Annotated in this window: 18 protein-coding genes and 1 pseudogene; 5 read left to right on the top strand and 14 right to left on the bottom strand. The window is 64.7% G+C overall.

What is annotated here, in order from left to right:
• Positions 1-246: 246 nt before the first annotated feature.
• The 5 genes from typA to elbB all read right to left on the bottom strand — a co-directional run bounded on the left by typA (position 247) and on the right by elbB (position 6,555).
• The gene (gene typA / locus DVDV_RS10520) at positions 247-2,085 is read right to left on the bottom strand and encodes a translational GTPase TypA (RefSeq protein WP_075354627.1); all 1,839 of its coding nucleotides are present in this window, start codon (positions 2,083-2,085) and stop codon (positions 247-249) included.
• Positions 2,086-2,163: 78 nt separating this feature from the next.
• The gene (locus DVDV_RS10515) at positions 2,164-3,882 is read right to left on the bottom strand and encodes a PAS domain-containing hybrid sensor histidine kinase/response regulator (RefSeq protein WP_075354626.1); all 1,719 of its coding nucleotides are present in this window, start codon (positions 3,880-3,882) and stop codon (positions 2,164-2,166) included.
• A complete protein-coding gene (ercA, locus tag DVDV_RS10510; RefSeq protein ID WP_075354625.1) occupies positions 3,854-5,035 on the bottom strand; it encodes an alcohol dehydrogenase-like regulatory protein ErcA in 1,182 nt (393 codons plus the stop codon). Before ercA ends, DVDV_RS10515 begins: the two co-directional genes overlap by 29 nt.
• A gap of 52 nt (positions 5,036-5,087) precedes the next feature.
• On the bottom strand, positions 5,088-5,864 hold the full coding sequence (locus tag DVDV_RS10505; RefSeq protein WP_075354624.1) for a carbohydrate deacetylase: 777 nt from the start codon (positions 5,862-5,864) through the stop codon (positions 5,088-5,090).
• A gap of 31 nt (positions 5,865-5,895) precedes the next feature.
• The gene (gene elbB / locus DVDV_RS10500; RefSeq protein WP_075354623.1) at positions 5,896-6,555 is read right to left on the bottom strand and encodes an isoprenoid biosynthesis glyoxalase ElbB; all 660 of its coding nucleotides are present in this window, start codon (positions 6,553-6,555) and stop codon (positions 5,896-5,898) included.
• 140 nt (positions 6,556-6,695) lie between these two features.
• Here elbB and DVDV_RS10495 point away from each other — a divergent pair, with 140 nt between their 5' ends.
• The 5 genes from DVDV_RS10495 to selD are packed head-to-tail and all read left to right on the top strand — an operon-like array spanning position 6,696 to position 11,665.
• Positions 6,696-7,889: a LeuA family protein gene (locus tag DVDV_RS10495; protein ID WP_075354622.1), complete on the top strand. Its 1,194-nt coding sequence runs from the start codon at positions 6,696-6,698 to the stop codon at positions 7,887-7,889.
• On the top strand, positions 7,886-8,611 hold the full coding sequence (locus tag DVDV_RS10490) for a hypothetical protein (RefSeq protein WP_075354621.1): 726 nt from the start codon (positions 7,886-7,888) through the stop codon (positions 8,609-8,611). The genes DVDV_RS10495 and DVDV_RS10490 overlap by 4 nt, the downstream gene beginning before the upstream one ends.
• Positions 8,608-10,404 carry an ABC transporter ATP-binding protein gene (locus tag DVDV_RS10485; RefSeq protein ID WP_075354620.1) on the top strand — a complete coding sequence of 599 codons (1,797 nt, stop codon included), beginning with the start codon at positions 8,608-8,610 and terminating at the stop codon, positions 10,402-10,404. Before DVDV_RS10490 ends, DVDV_RS10485 begins: the two co-directional genes overlap by 4 nt.
• Entirely contained in the window at positions 10,401-10,625 is a 225-nt protein-coding gene (locus tag DVDV_RS10480; RefSeq protein ID WP_075354619.1) for a hypothetical protein, read from the top strand. The genes DVDV_RS10485 and DVDV_RS10480 overlap by 4 nt, the downstream gene beginning before the upstream one ends.
• On the top strand, positions 10,622-11,665 hold the full coding sequence (selD, locus tag DVDV_RS10475; RefSeq protein ID WP_083634745.1) for a selenide, water dikinase SelD: 1,044 nt from the start codon (positions 10,622-10,624) through the stop codon (positions 11,663-11,665). Before DVDV_RS10480 ends, selD begins: the two co-directional genes overlap by 4 nt.
• 84 nt (positions 11,666-11,749) lie before the next feature.
• Here the strand turns inward: selD and DVDV_RS10470 are convergent, their stop codons facing one another.
• From DVDV_RS10470 to DVDV_RS10430, 9 genes and pseudogenes are all read right to left on the bottom strand, one after another.
• A complete protein-coding gene (locus DVDV_RS10470; protein WP_075354617.1) occupies positions 11,750-12,322 on the bottom strand; it encodes a dienelactone hydrolase family protein in 573 nt (190 codons plus the stop codon).
• Positions 12,323-12,463: 141 nt separating this feature from the next.
• Complete coding sequence (locus DVDV_RS10465) at positions 12,464-12,994, bottom strand: DUF3828 domain-containing protein (protein WP_075354616.1); 531 nt, start codon at positions 12,992-12,994, stop codon at positions 12,464-12,466.
• 277 nt (positions 12,995-13,271) lie between these two features.
• Positions 13,272-13,541, bottom strand: coding sequence for a 30S ribosomal protein S20 (rpsT, locus tag DVDV_RS10460; RefSeq protein ID WP_075354615.1), 270 nt, complete (start codon positions 13,539-13,541; stop codon positions 13,272-13,274).
• 82 nt (positions 13,542-13,623) lie between these two features.
• Positions 13,624-15,717 (bottom strand): glycine--tRNA ligase subunit beta, encoded by a 2,094-nt coding sequence (glyS, locus tag DVDV_RS10455; RefSeq protein WP_075354614.1) that lies wholly within the window; start codon positions 15,715-15,717, stop codon positions 13,624-13,626.
• 12 nt (positions 15,718-15,729) lie between these two features.
• On the bottom strand, positions 15,730-16,602 hold the full coding sequence (locus DVDV_RS10450; protein ID WP_075354613.1) for a glycine--tRNA ligase subunit alpha: 873 nt from the start codon (positions 16,600-16,602) through the stop codon (positions 15,730-15,732).
• Between the two features lie 90 nt (positions 16,603-16,692).
• Positions 16,693-17,439 (bottom strand): DNA repair protein RecO, encoded by a 747-nt coding sequence (locus DVDV_RS10445; RefSeq protein ID WP_075354612.1) that lies wholly within the window; start codon positions 17,437-17,439, stop codon positions 16,693-16,695.
• Positions 17,440-17,601: 162 nt separating this feature from the next.
• Positions 17,602-19,056, bottom strand: coding sequence for a RodZ domain-containing protein (locus DVDV_RS10440; RefSeq protein ID WP_075354611.1), 1,455 nt, complete (start codon positions 19,054-19,056; stop codon positions 17,602-17,604).
• A gap of 67 nt (positions 19,057-19,123) precedes the next feature.
• Positions 19,124-20,167: a SurA N-terminal domain-containing protein gene (locus DVDV_RS10435; protein ID WP_254845344.1), complete on the bottom strand. Its 1,044-nt coding sequence runs from the start codon at positions 20,165-20,167 to the stop codon at positions 19,124-19,126.
• A gap of 140 nt (positions 20,168-20,307) precedes the next feature.
• A pseudogene (locus DVDV_RS10430) lies at positions 20,308-20,609 on the bottom strand (peptidyl-prolyl cis-trans isomerase); the annotation flags it as partial.

The raw sequence follows: 20,609 nt of genomic DNA, 5'->3' as shown, positions 1-20,609 counted from the left end.
GACGCCAAGATAGCGGACGGCAACGGCCAGGGAACCGGGCATGGTCTGATTTGCGTTCATGTTTCCGTCATGCCTGAAGGGCGCATGGGTGGCAATGCCCGCTTCGGACAGGCGTCAGGGCCGGCATGCCCCACACCCGCACGCATGGAACACGAACGGCGGCCCGGGTCCGGATGGAAAAACCATCCGGACCCGGGCCGCCGCAGATTCGAAATACCGGCAGGGCAGCCCCCCGGACAGACTGTTCTAGCTGGTTTTTTTCTTGGCTCCGTCCAGGACGTGGCGATCCTTGGCCGGCAGCACGTTTTTGCGCAGACGGATGGACAAGGGTGTGACTTCCACCATCTCGTCCTCGCGCACGAAGTGCAGCGCCCGCTCCAGGGTCATGGGCAGGACCGGGGTGAGAATGACATGTTCATCCTTGCCGGAAGCCCGCATGTTGGTGAGCTTTTTTTCCTTGCAGGGGTTGACGTTGATGTCATTGTCGCGATTGTGCTCGCCAACGATCATGCCCTCGTAGACCGGCTCGCCCTGGGTGATGAACAGCCGGCCGCGCGGTTCAAGGTTAAACAGCGCATAGGGAACGCCCACGCCTTGGCGGTCGCTGACGATGGAACCGGTGAACCGGCTGGGGAAATCGCCCCGGTACTCGTCGTAGCCGGAGAATGAGGAGTTCATGATGCCGGTGCCCTTGGTGTCGGTGAGAAACTCATCGCGGTAGCCGATGAGCCCCCGGGCGGGAATGGAGAACTCCAGGCGCACCCGGCCCGAGCCGTGGTTGACCAGATTGAGCATGCGGCCCTTGCGCACGGACAGCTTCTCCGTAATGACGCCGACAAAGGCTTCGTCGGTGTCGATAAACAGATGCTCGATGGGTTCCTTGCGCACGCCGCCTTCGGTCTTGTAAATGACCTCGGGACGACCGACTGAAATCTCGAAACCCTCGCGGCGCATGGTCTCGACGATAATGGCCATCTGGAACTCGCCCCGGCCCTTGACCGTAAAGGCGTCCTTGTCATCGGTCTCTTCGATCTTGATGGCCACGTTGCGCAGCGTCTCTTTGTACAGGCGCTCGCGCAGCTTGGCCGACTGCACGAACTTGCCTTCGCGACCAACGAAAGGCGACGTGTTGATGGCAAAGCGCATGGACACGGTCGGTTCGTCCACATTGATGCGCGGCAGGGCCTTGGGCGATTCGGCCACGGTGATGGTGTCGCCGATGGTCACGTCCTCAACGCCGGAAAGGACGAGGATGTCGCCCGGATCGGCCGCTTCGGTCTCGGTCAGCTTGGGGCCCTGGTAGACCTGCAATTTCGAGATGCGCAGCGGTTTGGTCGTCCCTTCGGCGTCAATGCACACCATGGTCTGGTTGATGTGCGCCGTGCCGGAGACGACGCGGCCAACGGCCAGACGGCCCAGAAAATCGGAATAGCCCAGATCCGACACCAGCATGCGAAACGGCTCGTCAGCGTCGTGGAGCGGTCCCTTGATCTCGGACAGGATCGTCTCGAACAGGGGCGAGAGGTCGCCGCTTTCGTCGTCTAAGCTGCGTTTGGCCATGCCTTCGCGGCCGATGGCGTAGAGCACCGGAAATTCCAACTGTTCCTCGGAGGCGTCGAGGTCAATAAAGAGGTCGTAAATTTCGTTTAAGACTTCCTCGACCCGGGCATCCTTGCGGTCGATCTTGTTGACGGCCACAATGACGGGCAGACCCCGGTCCAGGGTCTTTTTGAGCACAAAGCGGGTCTGGGGCAGCGGCCCTTCGGAAGCGTCGACCAGCAACACCGCGCCATCGACCATGGAGAGGGCCCGCTCCACTTCGCCGCCGAAATCGGCGTGGCCCGGGGTGTCGATGATGTTGATTTTCACCCCGTTCCAGATCACGGCGCAGTTTTTGGCGGCAATGGTGATGCCGCGTTCGCGTTCGAGATCCATGCTGTCCATGATGCGGTCGGTCATTTCCTGGTTCTGGCGGAACAGACCGCTTTGGCGGAACATATGATCAACCAGGGTGGTTTTGCCGTGGTCGACGTGGGCGATAATGGCAATATTGCGCAGGGCTTCGTTTCTGGTCGCGTTTTTCATGCAGGAATCCTTGAAGGGCGTTGGGGGCGAACGTCGGGAACGTCGCCGGGGGACGGGGACATACCGCAATGGCCGAACTTAGGCAATCGGCAGGGTGAAGGTAAAGGTGCTGCCGGTTCCGGGCTTTGATACAAAAAAAATGCGACCGCCGTGTGACTCTACAATATGTTTGCAGATAGCCAGCCCAAGTCCGGTCCCCTTGGGCTTGTTGGTCAGGGTCACCCCGATCTGGTTGAACTTCTCAAAAACCTTGTGCTGCTCGGCTTCGGGGATGCCGATGCCGGTGTCGATGATCTCGATGACGATGGAACGCCCCTGCGTCCTGGCCCGGCAGGTGACCGACCCCTGCTCGGTGAATTTCAGGGCATTGGAAACCAGATTGACCAATACCTGGATAAGCCGGTCCCGGTCGCCCACGATTTCCGGCAGCCGGCCCTCGATACGGGTGGTCAAATTGACCTTCTTGTCCTGCAAAAGCCCCACAGAGGCGCTCATCACGTGGCGGATGACCTCGGATACGTCCACAGGTTCCTTGGTGAAGGGCACCTTGCCGGCTTCGAGCTTGGCCAGATCGAGGACGTCGTTGATCAGGTGCTTGAGGCGCTCGCCCTCGGCCACGATGATGCCGAGATTTTCCTGGACCTGTTCGGCCTGGCGACGCTGGCGCGGCTGTCCCTCGGCCAGGGGGGCCAGCAGTTCCCCCAGGCGCTTTTGAATGAGCACGGCAAAGCCCAGCACCGAGGTCAGCGGCGTGCGGATCTCGTGGGAAACCATGGACAGGAAATCGGATTTGGCCCGGTTGGCCGCCTCGGCCGCTTCCTCGGCCCGCTTGCGGATGGTCACCTCATGGACGAGGCGTTCGTTTATGCGGGTGAGTTCCGCCGTGCGCTCGGCCACGCGCTGTTCCAGTTCGTCGTGATAGCGCAGGAGCGTCTGCTCCGCCTGCTTGCGGACGGACACGTCCTGGACAGACCCGTCAAAGCGCTCGGCCACCCCTTCGTCGTCGCGGATGCGCCGGGCGTTGATGAGCCCCCAGATGCGGCTGCCGGATTTGGTCAGGAGCTGGACGTCCAGGTTTTTGACGTGATCGTAGCGCTCCAGTTCCAAACGGATGCGGTGGCGATCCTCGGGACCGGCCACGGCATCGTCCACCACGCTTTTGACGTGGTGCATGAGATCATCGGGCGAGTCGTAGCCGAGAATGGCGGCCAGGGCCGGATTGGCATTCATGAGCCGGCCGGCCAGCGTGCTCTGGAAAATGCCTTCGGCGGCGTTTTCCACGATGCCCCGGTAGCGTTCCTCGGCCCGGCGCAGGGCTTCTTCGCTTTTCTTGCGCTCGGTGACGTCGCGGGCCACGATGACGGCCATGGAACCGCCCCCGCCCTGGGCCAGCCGAAAGGTCATCTCCACCGGCAGGTTGCCGCCCGGGACATCGCCCGGCCGCACCAGCGCGGTTTCGATGCGCCCGGCCGCAAAATCGCCGGAAAAAAGACCGCGCAGCCGGCACACCGCGTCCACAGGCAAGAGGTCTTCAAAAACCCGGCCGATCAGTTCCGGGCTGTCCAGGCGCAGCATGGCCCCGGCCGCCCCGGCCGCGTCGGTGATGCGCCCGGTGTCCACATCCACGAGAAAGATGGCGTCGCCGGTCTGGTCCAGCAGGGACCGAAACCGCTCCAACTCCTCCAGACGACGGCGCAGTTCCGGATAATAGCTCTTGCTGACCGAGTGTTCGCCAAACCCGAGCAGCCTGGTGCGCCGGTCGTCGGACTCAGGCAAGGGGCTGGCTGGCGCTTTCATAGATGGCTTCGAGGTCGGCCTGGGAGGGCTTTTTCGGGTTGGTCAACAGGCAGGGATCATCCAGGGCGCGTCTGGCCAGATCGCCAAACACCTCCCGGGTGAGGCCGAGTTCCAGGAGCCCCTGGTTGACGCCAACGGAACGCTTAAAGGCCTGCAAGGTCTCGATCACAGCCGTTTTACGGACATCGGCCGGGGCGTCGGCGTCAAGTGTCGCGCCAAGGCAGCGGCCCAGGGTATCGAAGCGGCTTGGGGCGGCGTCATAATTATAGGCCACCACGTGGTCGAGCAAAATGGCGTTGCACAGGCCATGGGGCAGATCGAGCAAGCCGCCGAGGCTGTGGGCCATGGCATGGACCGCGCCGAGGATGGCGTTGGAAAAAGCCATGCCCGCGTACAGGCTGGCCAGCAGCATGGCTCCCCGGGCCTCGATGTCGGCGGGCTCGGCTATTGCCCGGGGCAGATTGGCGGCAATGAGCCGCACCGCTTCCAGGGCGAAAAGATCGGTGACCGGGCCCTGGGCGTTGGAGACGTAGGCTTCCACGGCATGGGTCAGGGCGTCGAGGCCGGTATGGGCGGTGAGATCCGGCGGCATGGTCACGGTGACGTCCGGATCAATAAGGGCCGCGTCCGGGATGAGCGTCTTGCTGGCAATGACGACTTTGCGCTGCCGGGTGGTGTCGGTGATGATGGCGAACTGGGAGACTTCGGCCCCGGTGCCGGCCGTGGTCGGCACGCACAAAAGCGGCGGGCCCGGACGTTCGATGTTGTCTACACCCTCGAAGGAAAGAATGTGGCGCTTGTTGGCCGAAACAATGCCGATGGCCTTGGCGCAGTCCATGGCCGAACCGCCGCCCACGGCCACAATGGCGTCGCAGACGCAGTCGGCAAAGGCCGCCGCCCCGTCCATCACTTCATAATCGCGCGGATTGGAGGACAGGGCCTCGAACCGCTCGGTGGCCACTCCGGCCTCGGCCAGGCTCTGCTCCACCATCTGCGGCCAGCCAAACAGAGACAGGCCGGGATCGGCCACCAGCAAGGCCCGTCGCACCCCGAGACCTGCCGCCTGCCGGCCGGCCAGACGCAATGCGCCCCGGCCGAAGACAAATTCCGGGGCCACGAATTTGCGCATGGACAGTAAGAGTCTCCCAGGCATGCGCCCATCCTTTGACGGCTCTCGCATCAAGCCGTCCGATCCGAAATGGCTTTCAGGCCGCTGCCTGTCCAAGGGCTGCCGCATCGAGAACCGTCACCCCGCGCCCGGCCAGAAGCTGCGGCAGCTGCGGCAGGCAAAACACCCGCAGTTCGTCTTCCCGGCCGGCGGCATAGGTGCTGATCGCGGCCAGGGCGTCGTCGTTGCGTCCGGGATGGCACATGATTTCCACCGTGCCCTGCCCGCCAAGGGCGGCAAAGGCCGTATCGACCAGGGACAAAAACCGCGCCACCGTGAGATCTTCCCCGAAAAACCGCGTCACGCACACATCGGCATGGGCAACCCCGGCCTCGTCCATGGCCAGGCGCATGTCGTCGGACAGCGCCCGGGCCGGAAGGCCCAGTTCCCGGGCCAGTTCCAGAAACACCCCGAACACATCGGGCCGCTTGTGGATGTGGTGGTGGGTATCGAGATGGCTGGGCACAAGCCCGGTCTCCCGAAAACGGGCCAGTTGCGCCCGCCATTCGCGGGCCACTTGATCCGGGTCCACATCGGCCACGGCGACCTTTTTGCGGGGAAACCTGCCGTCGCTGCCGACCAGACTGGGCACGTCGGCCCCGGGCAGGCAGGGCGTGCCGCCGGTCAGTTGCAAATGGAGCCCCACCCGGCCGGTAAATCTCCGGCCATGGCGCACGATGCGCTCCACAGCCCCGGGCACGCAGACCATGGCCGTTGTCCCGCCCACCACTCCGGCCGCCATGGCCTCGGCGATGCCGGCCGTCACACCCTCGGTCAGTCCAAAATCATCGGCATTGATGAAAAGCCGCCGCATCCGCCCTCCCTGGCCGTTGCGAAAGTCGTCGTCAGGAAGCCCTGGCCATATCGAGCACCGCCGAAACCAGCTTCTCAATGCCAAGGGCGATATCGGCAATGCCAGGGCCGAGCATGTAGGCCGGGGTGGTCACCAGCCGGTTGGCCGCATCCACCACGATGCCGTCCACCGGGCAGTCCACATGGTTGGCTCCGGCCTGGGTCAACCCCTGGGCCGTGCCGGGATCATTGCCGATGGTCAGCTTCGGATGGTATTTGCCAAGGGCCAGGGCCAGCACGGCCGGAGCGATGCAGATGGCTCCGATGGGCTTTTTAGCGGCGTGCATGGCCTGCAAAAAGGCCGCAACCGACGGCTCAACCGTGCCCTTGGCGCCGTTTATCGCAAAATCACACAGGTTGGTGGCCGCGCCAAGGCCCCCCGGCAAAATCAGGCCGTCGAATTCGGCCACTGCGGCCTGGGCCACGTCGGCCACCGCCCCCCGGGCGATGCGGGCGGCTTCCACCCGGACATTTCGCGTCTGGCCCATGGCCGTCTTGGTCCCGTGGTCCATGGCCGGGGCGCTCATCTCCGGAGCCAGGCAGACCACCTTGGCCCCGGCCTTGTTCAAAAAATAGAGGGTCAGCGTGGCTTCGTGGATCTCCGAACCGTCCAGAACGCCGCAACCGGACAGGAGTACGCCGATGGTCGTCATGCTCCGCTCCCTGATAGTCGTATTGAACACGCCGCCGGCCTGCGCCGGCTGCGCCAAAACCTATCCTCTGGTCCCTGCTACGTCAAACCGTTAGGCGGCCGGGGCGTTGCCTTTGCGGGAAAAACGGCGCATGAACGGACATGCCCAAGCGTTTGTCTGTTCCCGCACCGCTTTTGCCGCTGATCATTTCCGACACCACCCTTCGCGACGGCGCGCAAATGCCCGGCGTCCATTTTTCCGTTGCCGACAAGGTGGTTATCGCCAAAGCCCTGGCCCAGGCCGGGGTGGACGTCATCGAGGCCGGATTCCCGGCCGTGTCGGACAATGAGATCGAGGCCGTACGCCGCATCGTGGCCGAAACCTCCGGTCCCCTCATCATGGTCCTGTGCCGGGCCGTGGCCGCCGACATCGACGCCGCCTGGAGCGCCCTGGCCCAGGCTCCCCCCGAACGCCGGGGTGTCGGCGTCTTTTTGGGCACAAGCCCGCTGCACCGCCGCCACAAGCTCGGCAAGACCAAGGCCCAATGCCTGGACATGGTTGCCTCGGCCGTGGCCTATGCCCGGCAACGTTTCGCCAAGGTGACGTTTAGTTGCGAAGACGGCAGCCGCACCGAGCCGGCGTTTTTGCGCCAGGCCTACGTCACGGCCATGGAGGCCGGGGCCACGGGCATCGGCTTTCCCGACACCGTGGGCGTGCTCACGCCGCAAGTTGTGCACCGCCGGGTAGCCATGTTGGCAAAGCTGGCCCATCCGCGCGGGGTCAAGGTGCGGGTGCATTTCCACAACGACCTGGGGCTGGCCACGGCCAACACCCTGGCGGCGGTTGCAGCCGGGGCCGATATTGTCCACCTGACCGTCGGCGGCATCGGCGAACGGGCCGGCAACGCCGCCCTGGAAGAGACGGTCATGGCCCTGACCCTGCATCAGGCGCAGTACCGCCGGACCATCCACATGGACACCCGCCAGCTCACGGCGCTTTGCCGACTGGTGGCCGAGCGCTCGGGCATCGCCCTGCCCGCCAACAAGGCGGTCACCGGGGCCAATATTTTCGCCACCGCGGCCGGGGTGCACCAGGACGGGCTGCTCAAGCACCCCGACACCTACCTGCCCTTTCGCCCGGCACTGGTCGGAGCCGACGGCATCCGCCTGCCGCTTTCGGCCCACTCCGGCAAGGCGGCCCTGGCCTTGCGCTTTTGTGCTCTGGGCCTCGAGCTTTCCCCGGAAGAACTCATCCGGGCCGGCCGCATCGTCAAAAACGCCGACAAGGCCGACTGGCTCGATGAAGACGCCCTGCTGCGCCGGGCGGCCGCCCTGGCCCGGGAAGACGCCCCATGATCGCCTTAAGCGCCCTGCTGGCCGCCTGTCTGGCCCTGCTCCACCTTTACGTGCGCCTGCTTTGTCCCGTTCTCGATGCACCGCGCAGCCCCTGGCTGTCCCTGGCCGGCGGCGCGGCCACGGCCTACGTCTTTGTCCACATCTTCCCCAGCCTGTGCGACGGCCAGGACACCCTGCTGCGGGCCGGCTGGGCCTGGGTGGCCGTCCTGGACCGCCATGTATTTCTCATCGCCCTGGCCGGGCTGCTCGTCTTTTACGCCCTGGAGCGGGCGGCCCTGGGCGTCCGGGGCGGCCGCAACACGCCGCCGGTCGGCCCCGGACAAGGCGTCTTCTGGCTGCATCTGACCTCGTTTGGCCTGTATAATTTCCTCATCGGCTACCTGCTGGTCAACCGGGTTACGCCCGGACCAGCCAGCCTTGCCACCTATTTCCTGGCCATGGCCCTCCATATGGCCGGCAACGACTACGGCCTTCGCCGCCATTTTACCGACAGCTACCGCCATCTGGGCCGCCTCGTCCTGGCCGGGGCCGTCCTGGCCGGCTGGGGCTTTGGCATCGCCTTCCGGGTCCACGACGCCGTGCTGGCCATCCTGTTCGCCTTCCTGGCCGGCGGCGTGGTCATGAACACCATGAAGGACGAACTGCCCCTGGACGGCTCAGGCAACGCACCGGCCTTCACCATCGGCGCGGCAGGCTATGCCGCCCTGCTCCTGCTCGTATGAAAACAACACCCATTCCCTCTGCTGCGGCCAAAGACCCCAACGGTCCGTTTTTCGGCCGCCATGTCTGGACGCTGTTCCGTTTCCTGCACCCCTACCGCCGGGCCTTTGCCCTGGGCCTGGGCCTAAACGTCCTGGCCCGGGCCTTTGACCTGCTGCCGCTGGCCCTGGCCGGCAAGGTCATCGACGCCGCGGTCCACGGCGTCACCGCGCCCCACACCTATCTGCTCTTCGGACTGGCCGTGCTGGCCTCGTTCGTGTTCCTGGCCATTTTCCAGAGCGGCTCGGATTACGTCCTGTCGGCCATGGCCCAACGCACCCGCCACGACATCCGACTGGCCCTGTACAGCCGGCTGCAGTCGCTTGACCCGGCCTATTTCGAGGATCGCCAGACCGGCGACATCATGTCGGTGGTGGTTGGCGACGTGGACACCCTGGAGAGCTTTCTGACCGACGCCACCACCTCGATCATCCGGGTCGTGGTCACCTTCCTTGGCATCTACGGCTATCTCTTTTTCCTGGAATGGCGACTGGCCCTGCTCCTTTTTTTCCCGCTGCCCCTGGCCGTCTTCGCCATCCGCCGCTTCGTCACCCGGGTCCAGCCGCGCTACCGGGCAGCGCGAAAGGCCGTCGGGGCCATTTCCAGCCTGCTTGAAAACAACATTGCCGGCATGGGCGTCATCCAGGCCTACACAGCCGAAGCACGCCTTTTGGCCGCGGTTGGCGAGCGTTCGGCCGCCTACCGCGACGAGGCCGTGGCCGCCGAGGCCGAACGTGCCCGGTTTTTGCCGGCCATGTACGCCGTGGCCGGGTTGTCCTTTGCCGCCGTCTTTGCCGGCGGCGGCTGGCTGGTGGCGTCCGGGACCGGACCGACGGTCGGCGACTACACCACCTTCACGCTCTTTGCCGCGCGCCTTGTGCTGCCGCTTTTCGTCTTCGGGATGCTGATCAACCAGATACAGCGGTCCGAGGCTGCGGCTGCGCGTATTGCCGAACTGCTGGCCACCGAGCCCCGCATTGCCGACCGGCCCGAGGCTGTGGCCCTTTCCGAGCGGATCCGGGAGATCGTCTTTCGCGACGTCCGCTTTGCCTATCCCGGACGCGAATCGGTCATCCACGGGGTGAGCTTCACCGTGCGCCAGGGCGAGGTGGTCGGCGTGGTCGGCCCGACCGGAGCCGGCAAGTCCACCCTGGTCAAGCTGCTGTTGCGCTATTTCGAGCCGACCGGCGGCGAAATCCTGGTCAACGGCGCGCCGCTGGGGTCAATCACCCTGGCCAGCTACCGCCAGCGTCTGGGCTATGTCTCCCAGGACGCCTTCCTGTTTCACGGCACGGTGGCGGAGAACATTCTGCTTGGCGATCCGGCCGCCGATCTGTCCGCCGTGCGCCGGGCGGCGGCCATGGCCGGGGCCGACGACTTCATCATGCGCCTGCCGTCGGGCTATGATACGCTCATTGGCGAACGCGGCATGAAGCTCTCCGGCGGCGAACGCCAACGGGTCTCCCTGGCCCGGGCCATCCTGCGCGACCCGGCCCTGCTCCTCCTTGACGAAGCCACCTCGGCCGTGGATACCCGCACCGAGGCCGTGATCCAGCACAACCTGCATGAATTCCGCCAGGGCCGGCTCACCCTGGCCGTGGCCCACCGCCTGTCCACGGTGCGCCAATGCGCCCAGATCCTGGTGGTGGTGGAAGGCTCGGTGGTCGAACGCGGCAACCATGAATCGCTGCTGGCTGCCGGCGGGGTCTATGCCGGCATGTGGGCGGTGCAAAGCGGCGAGGAAACCACCGCGTGAGCTTTGACCCCGACACGGCCACTGTTTTGGATCTTGTGGCCGCGCATCCGGCCACTGCGGCGGTTTTTCGCCGCTACGACGCAGCGGCCGGCTGCTGTCTGCTCTGCCAGGGACTTTTCGAGACCGTCAGCGGGCTGGCCGCCCGATTTGGCCTTGACGGCCAAACCCTGGCGACCGATCTCTTGCAGGCAATAGCCCGGGAGAAAGAGGAGATACGATGACTATAGAACTGGTCAAGACCGTCACCGCCGCCGGCTGAGCGGCCAAGATCGCCCCAGGGGACCTGGAGGCCGTCTTGCGGGGACTGCCCCCAATTTCCGATCCGCGTCTGCTCACCAGCCAGGGAGTCAACGAGGACGCCGCCATCGTGCGTCTTCCAGGTGGACAGGGGCTGGTGCAGACGGTGGACTTCTTCACACCCATCGTCAACGATCCCTACAAGTTCGGGCGCATCGCCGCAGTCAATGCCCTGTCCGACGTCTACGCCATGGGCGGCGTGCCGCTGGCGGCCATGAACATCGTCTGCTTCCCGGCCAAGACCATGGATACCGCCATTTTGGGGGAAATCCTGCGCGGCGGGTTGGATGCGGTGCTGGAAGCCGGGGCCGTTCCGGCCGGCGGCCACAGCGTCGAGGACAAGGAAATCAAATACGGGCTGGCCGTGTCCGGGCTGGTCGATGCCGACCATTTTGCCTCCAATACGGGGCTGCGGCCAGGGGACGTGCTCCTTTTGACCAAACCCATTGGCACCGGCGTCATCGCCACGGCCATCAAGGGCGATTTTGGCGACAAGGTTGCCCTTGAAGAACTGCTCTTTGCCTGGGCCGGGCGCTTGAATGCCGCCGGCGGCCGGGTGATCCGGGAACTGGGTCTCAAGGCGGCCACGGACGTGACCGGCTTTGGCCTGGGCGGGCATGTGCTGGAGATGGCGGCCGCGTCCAAGGTGGCGGTGGAGTTGCGGCTGGCCGACGTTCCGTTCCTGCCGCAAGCGGTGGAGCTGGCCGGCTATGGGATGTTGCCGGCCGGCAGCTTCGCCAACAAGCGCTACTGCGCCGGCACGGTTGCCATGGCGGCCGGGTTGGACCCCATCCGCTGCGATCTGGTCTTCGATGCCCAGACTTCCGGCGGACTGGTGCTGGCCGTGCCGGAAGGCAAAGTGGCGCAGGCCCAACGGATGCTGGAAGATGCCGGCGATCTGGCGGCGGTCATCGGGCGGGTTGTCGCGGAAGAGGACGGGAAGGCGCGGTTGCGCCTTGGCTGATCGGGGCATTCGGGACTTCCTGCCGGAGCGCCCAGAACAAACCGTATCCGAGAGCCGCAGCCTTGCGGAAAAACGCCACGGCGCTTAGCCCGCCCCATGGCGGCGCATCCAGGCAACATGCTGCTGCCGCACCATTTCCCCATATTTTCGCGAGGATTCATCGCAATACCCCGGCGACAGCGGGTTCATGAACCCATGGGCCGCGCCCGGTTCGATATGCACGGTGACATTCTCCGATGCCATCCGCGCAACAATGTCCTTCGGGTCGCAAGCCGCCTCATGCTCGGCAAAGATCGCCTGCACCCGGCAGCGCGGCCGCAGCCCAAGATGGTTGCGAATCCGTGAGCCGTAAAAGAGCACGGCCCGGCTGTCCGGATGGCAGCCAGCCCCGGCCGCGTGCAGCCAGAGCGCCGTGGCTCCGGCGCTAAAGCCCATGAGAAAGGCCGGCTCCTCGCCCGCCGCAGCCGTGATACTGGCCGCATACCCAGCCACGCCTTCGCCGGCCACAAAGGCTCTGTGCGCCTCCTGCTCCGTAGCAAAGGGGCAGCCCTCGACGTCCCACGGGGAAAGCACAACGGCCTGCCGGTCAAGCTGCCCGGCCAAGGCAGCAACCGCCGGGGTCAGACCGTAAATATCCGAGGCAATGATGGTCTTCATTGGTGGCAGCAAGCTGTTTTCACTATCACACGGTTTCAGGCAATGGTCGCCACAAAGTCGCGCCAGACAAGGCCGGCGCTGCCCGCTTCCCGGCCAAACGAAGGGAGATGCGTTGCCCGTCTCCACCCTGTCTGCGCCGGGCTAGGGCAGGCAGGTCACCGCATCAATCTTCCACACGCCGCCTTCCTGCACCAGGGCAAAACGGGCCACGACCGCCTTTTGGCCCGGCCATTTGTAGGCGATATCCGCCCGGCCGTCGCCAGCGGACTCCGTCTGGTACAAATACGCCCCGTCAGCCATGTCCTGGGCGCAGGTCAGGGGATTGTGGTCCAGGCCGCACAGTTCGCCGTCCAGGTACTTGCCCTGGCAGTTCTCGGCAACGGCCGCCCGCTCCAGGGCGGCCAGGTCCGTGCGCAACCGGGGCGTCACATAGCGGCCGTAGTCCTTGCCGGCCTTGGCCTTGTACTGCGGCGTGGCCAGGAGGAACTCGACCAGACCAGGGTCTTTTTCCGACAAGCGTAGCACCCGGTCCAGGGCCTTTTCAGGCTCGGTTGCCGCCCGGTGAAACCCGGCCGCCCGGGCCGTTACAGTTCCGAGGCCCCCAACAGCCACGCCCCCGAGCACCAGGGCCACGGCAAGGGTCCGCCGGCAATCAATCAGAGAGAGCAGCATCAGTTCCCCTCCAGACCGGTCTCCAGGACCGGGCAGCGCCCACCATAGCTCAAGGCTGGTCTTCTTGTCAGCCGGCCCCGGGCGCAGTGCCGGCAACCGGGAGGCCTATCGCCAGCCCCGCACCCACAGCTGCACACGAGGCCCAACCCCAGGCAACGGCCGTCCCCTGGCCGGTCGCCCGACCCCACGCACCAAGGCCGCATACCCGCCAGAAAACACCAAAAGCCCGCTGCGGCAATCCGTAGCGGGCTTTGGAAAAACCAAGAATACCGGAAAACTAGGCCGTCTTGGTCTTGTTGACGGCCGTGGTCAGGCGCGAGATGTTGCGCGCTGCAGCCTTCCAGTGGATGATCTTTTTGGTGGCAGCCTTGTCCAGCACCTTGGTGGCGGTGAGCAGGGCCGCTTCGGCAGTGGCGACATCCCCGCCAACCAGGGCGGCACGCACGGCCTTGATGACGTTACGCACGCGGGTCTTGACCGCCCGGTTGCGAGCCCGGGCCAAAAGGCTTTGACGGTGCCGCTTGATGGCAGATTTATGATTGGCCAAGGATCGTTCCTCCGTGAAATGTTCGCTGAAGCAGGGTTAGCTAAATCAAAGGCCCAACCCTGTCAAGCAGTTTAAGCGGCTTCTAGACCTGCAAGGCAGCGAAATCCGCCACCCGGCCCAGACGGTCAACCAGCGACTTGAGCAGATTGAGGCGATTAAGCCGCATATCCATGTCGTCGCACATTACCATGGTCGTATCGAAAAAGGCGTCCACAGACGGGCGCAACTCATAGAGCAGTTCGAGCACCGCCCCGTAATCCCCGCCCGCAAAGAGCGCGTCAAAGCGCGGGAACACATCGGTGCAAACTGCGGCAAGATCCTTTTCCGCCTGCTCTTCCAGCAGCTCGGCCTTGATCGTCCCGGTCAGCGGCACCCCGGCCCCGACACCCTGCTTGCGGATGATGTTGGCAGCGCGCTTAAATGTCAGCACGGCCTGCCCGAAATCCGGCTTGGCGGCAAAAGCAGCCAAAGCGGCCAAGCGGGCGGACAGCGCGGCAATATCGGTATAGGACGCGCCAAGGGCCGCCTCCACCACCAGGGTGTCGTAGCCCTGGCCGGCGAAATAGGCCTTGAGACGCTGGCCGAAAAAGTCGAGCAGCTTGGCCAGCACATGGGTGCGGTCCACCTTGAACTTCACCTCGCCGTAACCGTCGATGGCCCCTTGCAGGAGTTCCATGAGATCCAGATGCAGGCCGTGTTCGATGATGATGCGGCAGATGCCAAGGGCCGCCCGACGCAGGGCGTAGGGGTCGGCCGCGCCGGTCGGAGCCATATCCAGGCCAAAGCAGCCGGCCAGAGTGTCGGCCTTGTCGGCCACGGACAGGATGGCACCGGCCAGGGACGGCGGCACCGGGCTGTCCGGTCCGGCCGGCAGATACTGCTCGGCCACGGCCCGGGACACGGTCTTGGACTGGCCTTTGCGGCGCACGTAGATGCCGCCCATGATGCCTTGGAGTTCGGCAAATTCACCCACCATGTCGGACACGAGGTCGAGCTTGGCCAGACCGCCGGCCTGGGAGGCTTCGAGCATGATCTCGGGCTTGCCGGCCTGTTCGGCAATGAGCCCGCACAGCCGTTCCAGGCGGCGCGACTTGTCGCGCATGGAGCCAAGGCCGGCCAGAAAGACCACGCTCTCGAGCTTTTTGTGCCAGGTCTCAAGGTCGGTGGCCAGATCGGCTTCCCAGAAAAACCGGGCGTCTTCCAGCCGGGCGGTCAGCACCCGCTGCCAGCCCCGGCGCACCAGTTCGACATTGCCGGGCACCAGGCCAAGCGTGGTCAGAAACACCGGCAAAAGCCCGCCCTTGCCGTCTTCCACGGCAAAACTTTTCTGGTGGCTCTCCATGCTGGTGATGAGCACTTCGCGGGGAACATCCAGGTATTTGCGGTCGATCTGGCCCATGAGCACCACCGGATGCTCGGTCAGGCCCGTGACCTCGACTAAAAGCGACGGGTTGATGACCGCCGTGCCACCGGCTTCCTTGGCCAGGGCCTCAGCCTGGGTACGCACGATGCTCTCACGCTCCCGGGCGTCGAGGACGACCTGGCCCGCCTCGCGGATGATGGTGAAATAGTCAGCCGCCGTCGGCACGTCAAAGGGGCCGGGACCCATGATGCGCTGGCCCCGGGTCTGGCGGCCGGAAACGATGCCGTCGAGTTCAAAGGGCACGACGACGTCGTCAAGCAGGGCCAGAAACCAGTGCACCGGCCGGCCGAAAGCGAACTCCCGGCTGCCCCAGCGCATCCGCTTGGGGAAGGAGAGCTTCCTGACGGCTTCCAGGCAGAGGCCGGGGAGCAAATCCAGGGTGGCCTCGCCGCCGGTATTTTTGCGCAGGGCCAGATACCGTCCCTTGCCCGTCTCCATGACGTAGACGTCGGCCACGTCGCAGCCCTGGCCCTTGGCAAAGCCGGCCGCAGCCGGGGTCGGGTTGCCCGAGGCGTCGTAACCCACCCGCTCGGGCGGACCGGTGACCACTTCCTCTTCCTGGCGGGCGCGCACGGCGATATCGGCCACGCTCACCACCAGCCGGCGCGGCGTGGCAAAGGCGGCCACCGGACCGCAATCGACCTTGGCCTGGGCCAGGGCCTCGGCAAACAGGCTTCGAACCTCGTCGGTTAGGCCCGACAGGAACCGGGCCGGCATTTCCTCAAATCCGATCTCAAACAAAAAATGGGACATGGCGTGCGTCCTTTAGCTTTTATTCAGAAGAGGATAGCCGAGTTCCGTGCGCTGGGCGGCGTAGAGCCGGGCCAGGGAAGAGGCCAGATTGCGCACCCGGCCGATATAGCCCGTGCGCTCGGTGATGGAGATGGCCCCCCGGGCTTCAAGCATGTTGAAGGCGTGGGAGCATTTCAAGCAGTAGTCATACGCCGGCCAGGGCAGACTGAGTTCGCACAGCCGTTTGCATTCCTTTTCGCAGGCACTGAAATGGGCCAGCAGCATGGCCGCGTCGGATTCCTCGAAATTGTAGCGCGAATGTTCGTATTCGCCGCGCTGGAACACCTGACCGTAGGTCACGTCCTGGTTCCAGTCCAGATCGTAGACGGAATCCTTCTGCTGCAGATACATGGTAATGCGTTCCAGGCCATAGGTGATCTCCACGGATACCGGCGACAGATCGATACCGCCCACCTGCTGGAAGTAGGTGAACTGGGTGGCCTCCATGCCGTCGACCCAGACTTCCCAGCCCAGGCCCCAAGCCCCAAGAGTGGGGGATTCCCAGTCGTCCTCGACGAAGCGCACGTCGTGATCCGAAGCGGAAAGTCCAATCGCTGCGAGGCTTTGCAGGTAGAGATCCTGAATGTTGTCCGGCGAGGGTTTCAAGATCACCTGGAACTGGTAATAATGCTGCAGGCGATTGGGATTTTCGCCGTAGCGGCCGTCGGTGGGACGGCGGGAAGGCTGGACATAGGCCGCCTTCCAGGGTTCAGGGCCGATGACCCGGAAAAACGTGGCCGGATTGAAGGTGCCGGCACCGACTTCGCTGTCATAGGGCTGGACCACGAGGCAGCCGGATTTGGCCCAGAAGTTTTGCAGCGTCAAGATGACATCCTGAAAATACATGCTCGCTCCGATTTCAAGGTTTCGCCGCCAGCCGGGCCGGGCGCGGCGATGCGTCAGGGGTGTAGGGCCTTGGGCGTACGGGCAAAGGCGTCAGGCCCGCACAAATCCGCCCTGCTCCCAGGCCAATCCCATATGATAGCGCACAAGCAGATCCACCGCCCGGGAAAACTCCCTGGCCGCCGCCGGCTCGGGCCGACAGCTGACCCAGCATCCCGGGTCCTGTCCCACGGCTGCTTCCAGAAGCGAAAGCGCCTCGCGGCCAAGGGGCAGGCGCACCCCGCCCACCGTGGCGGTCCGGCAGCCGGGGCACAAAATTTTGCCTTCTTCCACATGGCACACGGCCCCGCCGCCAAGCGGGCCGCCGCACACCGCGCACACGCCGCACACCGGCATGAGGCCGTGGAGAAAGGTCATCCTGGCCCGAAACAGCAGCGGAAAAAGCGGCGACGGCGCATCATTGCCGTCCAAAGCCGCCAACATTTCGCGCACCAAGCCGTAGGCTTCGGCCGCGCCCTGGGGAGCGATAGGCACAGCTTCGAAAAATTTCAAGCAGTTGACGGCCATGCCCAGGCGTTGCGGACTGACGCGCAACTGGCTTGGAGCGTCGAGCAGGCGGCCCTCGGTGAGGCAGTGGTAGCCCTTGTAGCCCGAGCGCCGCACCTTGAACCGGACATGGTTGAGCGGATCAAGGCAGCCCAGAAACCGCCGGCGACTTTTCATCCCCCCAAAGGCAAACGCGGTGTACACGCCGCGCACGGGCGAAAGCAGCCGCACCCAGGCGTCGATTTCCCGAAACCGCCGCACGGTCAGCACGAGCGCCTGTTCGCAAAACTCCATGCCGCCCTGCGCCTCCTGAACCTGCCGTCTGTCCCGTACGACCGGGAATTGCGGTCTCCAAAGCCAACCGGCAGCTCCCGCCCCGGCCACGCAGCAACCGCCCGGCCGGGGCAGGAGCCTTCCCCAGCACAGCATCATCGACTGGCCGCGCCGCTGGGAGCGCTACGGATTCGGAAAACGGATGATCTTGCTGCCGCCCTTCTCGGTGGAAACAGGCGTCTCCTTGCCATCGTAGCGAAAGACGACGCTACTCGGATTGCCGAGTTTGACTTCCATCTTTTCGCTAAAGGGCACGGTGATGCGCTGCCCCTTTTTGACATAGATTTCCTTGGCCGGGGCCTTGTCGGCGCTGATGATGACCCAGCTGCCGTCCTGGCCGAAGATCTCCACTTCCTTGCCGCCCGCAGTCCCTTCGGCCGCCGGAGCCTGGGAAACGGCAGCCGGAGCGGCAGACGCCACCGGGGCAGCCGCAGGGCCGGCCGCAGGCGCAGCCATCGGAGCAGCTGCCGGAGCTCCAGCTGTCGGAGTGATCGGAGCCGCATCGGTCTTCTTGGCGACAAATTTGAGGGTCTTGACCGATCCCTTCCCGGCCTGGAACGGATAGAGCTTGTTGTCGAAATGAATTTCCACGGCACCGGCATTGCCCAGGCGCACGAGGAGATAGTCGGTGAAGCGCCCGGTAAAGGTGTCGCCTTTTTCCAGCATGGTTTCGTGCATGGAGCCGCCGTCGGCCCCGGCCTGCAGCCAGCAGCGTTCGTTGGCCACGATAGTGACGAGATGGGGGCCGGATTCACCCACGGTGAAGGTCTTGGCGGTCGCCGCCGGGGCCGGTGCGGCGGCTGTCTCAGGAGCCGGCGGCACGGCCGGAACCGAAGCTGTCGGGCCGCTGACGGCGATATCCTGGGTGGCCTTGTCTTCCGGGGTCAGGGCACGCGGGGCTGTCTCCTGGACCGGCTTTGCCGGCTCGGCCGGCGTTGGGCCGACACCGGGAGGGGCCGGCACCGTGGGCGTTATCGCCACCGGAACCGGGGGAACAGAAGACGCCGGAGGAGCCGGGGGCAGAATCGGGGCAGGCGCGGCAACCACAGGGGCAGGAGCCGGGACCGCCGGCGCAGACGGGGTCGGCTCAAAGGGAGCTGACGGAGCCGGCTTGGCGGCCTCGCCACGGGGGGCGGCGTCTGGCGTTCCACCTTCGGGTGAGGAAAAGACATGGGCCAGCGCGAACCAGACAATGCCGACCACGAGCAGCAGCCCGACCGCACCCAGGGCCAGCAATTTGACCGGCGGCCGCGGGGCAGCGGACGGTATATTGCAGCCGCAATCGTCATCCGGGATGTCAGCGCCCAGGGCCATGTCGCGAAAACGCCCGGATTCTTCCGATTGGTAGAGGCTTGACAGCTGTGCGGTAAACTCGCCCTGGTCCACGCCAAGGATCTTGGCGTAGTTTTTTATGAACCCCTTGGCGTACACCGGATGGGGCAAAACACTCTCGTTGCCCTCTTCGATGGCCGCAAGACAGGATCGCGATATCTTGATCTTATCCGCCACCGTGTCGAGGGACAGGCCTTGTCGCTCCCGTTCCTCGCGCAGCATCGTCCCTATCTCGCGCAAATCCATATAGAAAACTCCTCTATGCCCGCCACGCCGGGAGCGGGAGGACTCCCGGACGACCGGATCGAAAGCCCTACAGCTTGACTTCGATCACGGCCTTGGACCGCAGATTGTCCACGTATTCCTGAAAGAGTTTGTCAAACTTCTGCTTGTACAACAGTTCCTGAATCTGCTCTTTGGCAGCCTCGTAGGAGGTACCGGCAGAAGCGGCAACAGGGGCAGCGGGCTTGGCCGGCGCGGCCTGGGCCGAGCGCTGCATGAGCAGCACGGCCTTGCCGTCCAGCATCACCGGCTGGCTGACCTGTCCGGCCGGCGCGGCTGTCAGGGCGTCGCGCAGGGGTGCGGCCAGATCCTTGGCCTGGACGTCCCCAAGGTCGCCGCCCTGGTCCCGGCCGGGACCGATGGAAAATTTCTTGGCTGCATCGGCAAAGGTCATGGCTCCGGAATTGATCTTGTCACGCAGTTCTTCGGCCTGTTTCTTGGACGGCACCATGATAAAACCCAGGCCCCCGCTCGTCTTCGGGCCAAGCACCGATTTTGCCGTAGACAGGCTGCCCTTATTCTTCTCGTAGTAGTCACGGATTTCATCATCGGTGACCAAGACCTTGCGATGGACCATGAATCCCAAGAGACGCTTTTTGATGCTGTCATTGTGCATCTTTTCACGGAACTGCTTAAGCGTCATCCCTTCCTTGGCCAGTTCCGCCACGAGCTGCTGCTGCGTAAGGCTGTTCTTCTTCTTCAGGTCGTCAATCTGGGAGTCGATTTCCGTTTCGGAAACATTCACTTTGAGTTTGGCCGCTTCCTGCTCAATCAGCAAATCGGTAATCATACTGTCGAGCACCTGTCGGCGCAATTCATCCCCACGCGGGTCACCGGGCTTGAGCGTCACGCCCTGCGTGCGCGCGACCAGTTCCACGACCTGGGAATTGACGTCGAACAGGGTGATGAGTTTGCCATTGACCACCGCCACCACCCGGTCCACCAGTTCAGCGGCTTTGGCCGGTGCGGCCGGTGCGGCCAGTGCGGCCAGAAGTGCCAAGGCACATAAAAATTTAGGCAGATGCGGCAATGTGTCCTCCATGGTAAAGCTGTGCAGGCCGCGTGCAAAGGACACACCGCGCCCGTCCGGCGACGCCCCGGAAACTTACGCGGTCGATCCGGTCTCCTCCCAGAGCGACGCGACCACGCATCCGGGGCCTATAAACATTTTTGCCACCCCAGGCAATCGTGGCCCAGACCCGTACGGCGGGAGCGTCAGGGAAATTCCAGCACCCGACTCTCTTTTTTCCCGACCTCGATGGTCTCTTCCCGCGATCCATCACGATAGGCCACTTCGCTCGGACTGCCAAGCCGCACGGTCAGCCGCCGGGCATAGGCGATGCGATGGGGCTTGCCAGGCTTCAAATACACCCGCTCTTCGCGCCCCTCATCCACGGTGTAGAGAATCCAGCTGGCTTTGACCGCGGTAAAGGCCACCTCCCCCGGACCGGTCCGGGGTTGGCCGTCACGCCGGCCTGGCGGGCGGCTCGGCCGGGGCAGACCCGAGCTGGGCGGCC

It is taken from the genome of Desulfovibrio sp. DV (genome assembly GCF_001936595.1).
Classification (GTDB): domain Bacteria; phylum Desulfobacterota; class Desulfovibrionia; order Desulfovibrionales; family Desulfovibrionaceae; genus Solidesulfovibrio.
The sequence above is the reverse complement of the archived record's forward strand: the minus strand, read 5'-3'. Positions and strand labels throughout refer to the sequence as shown.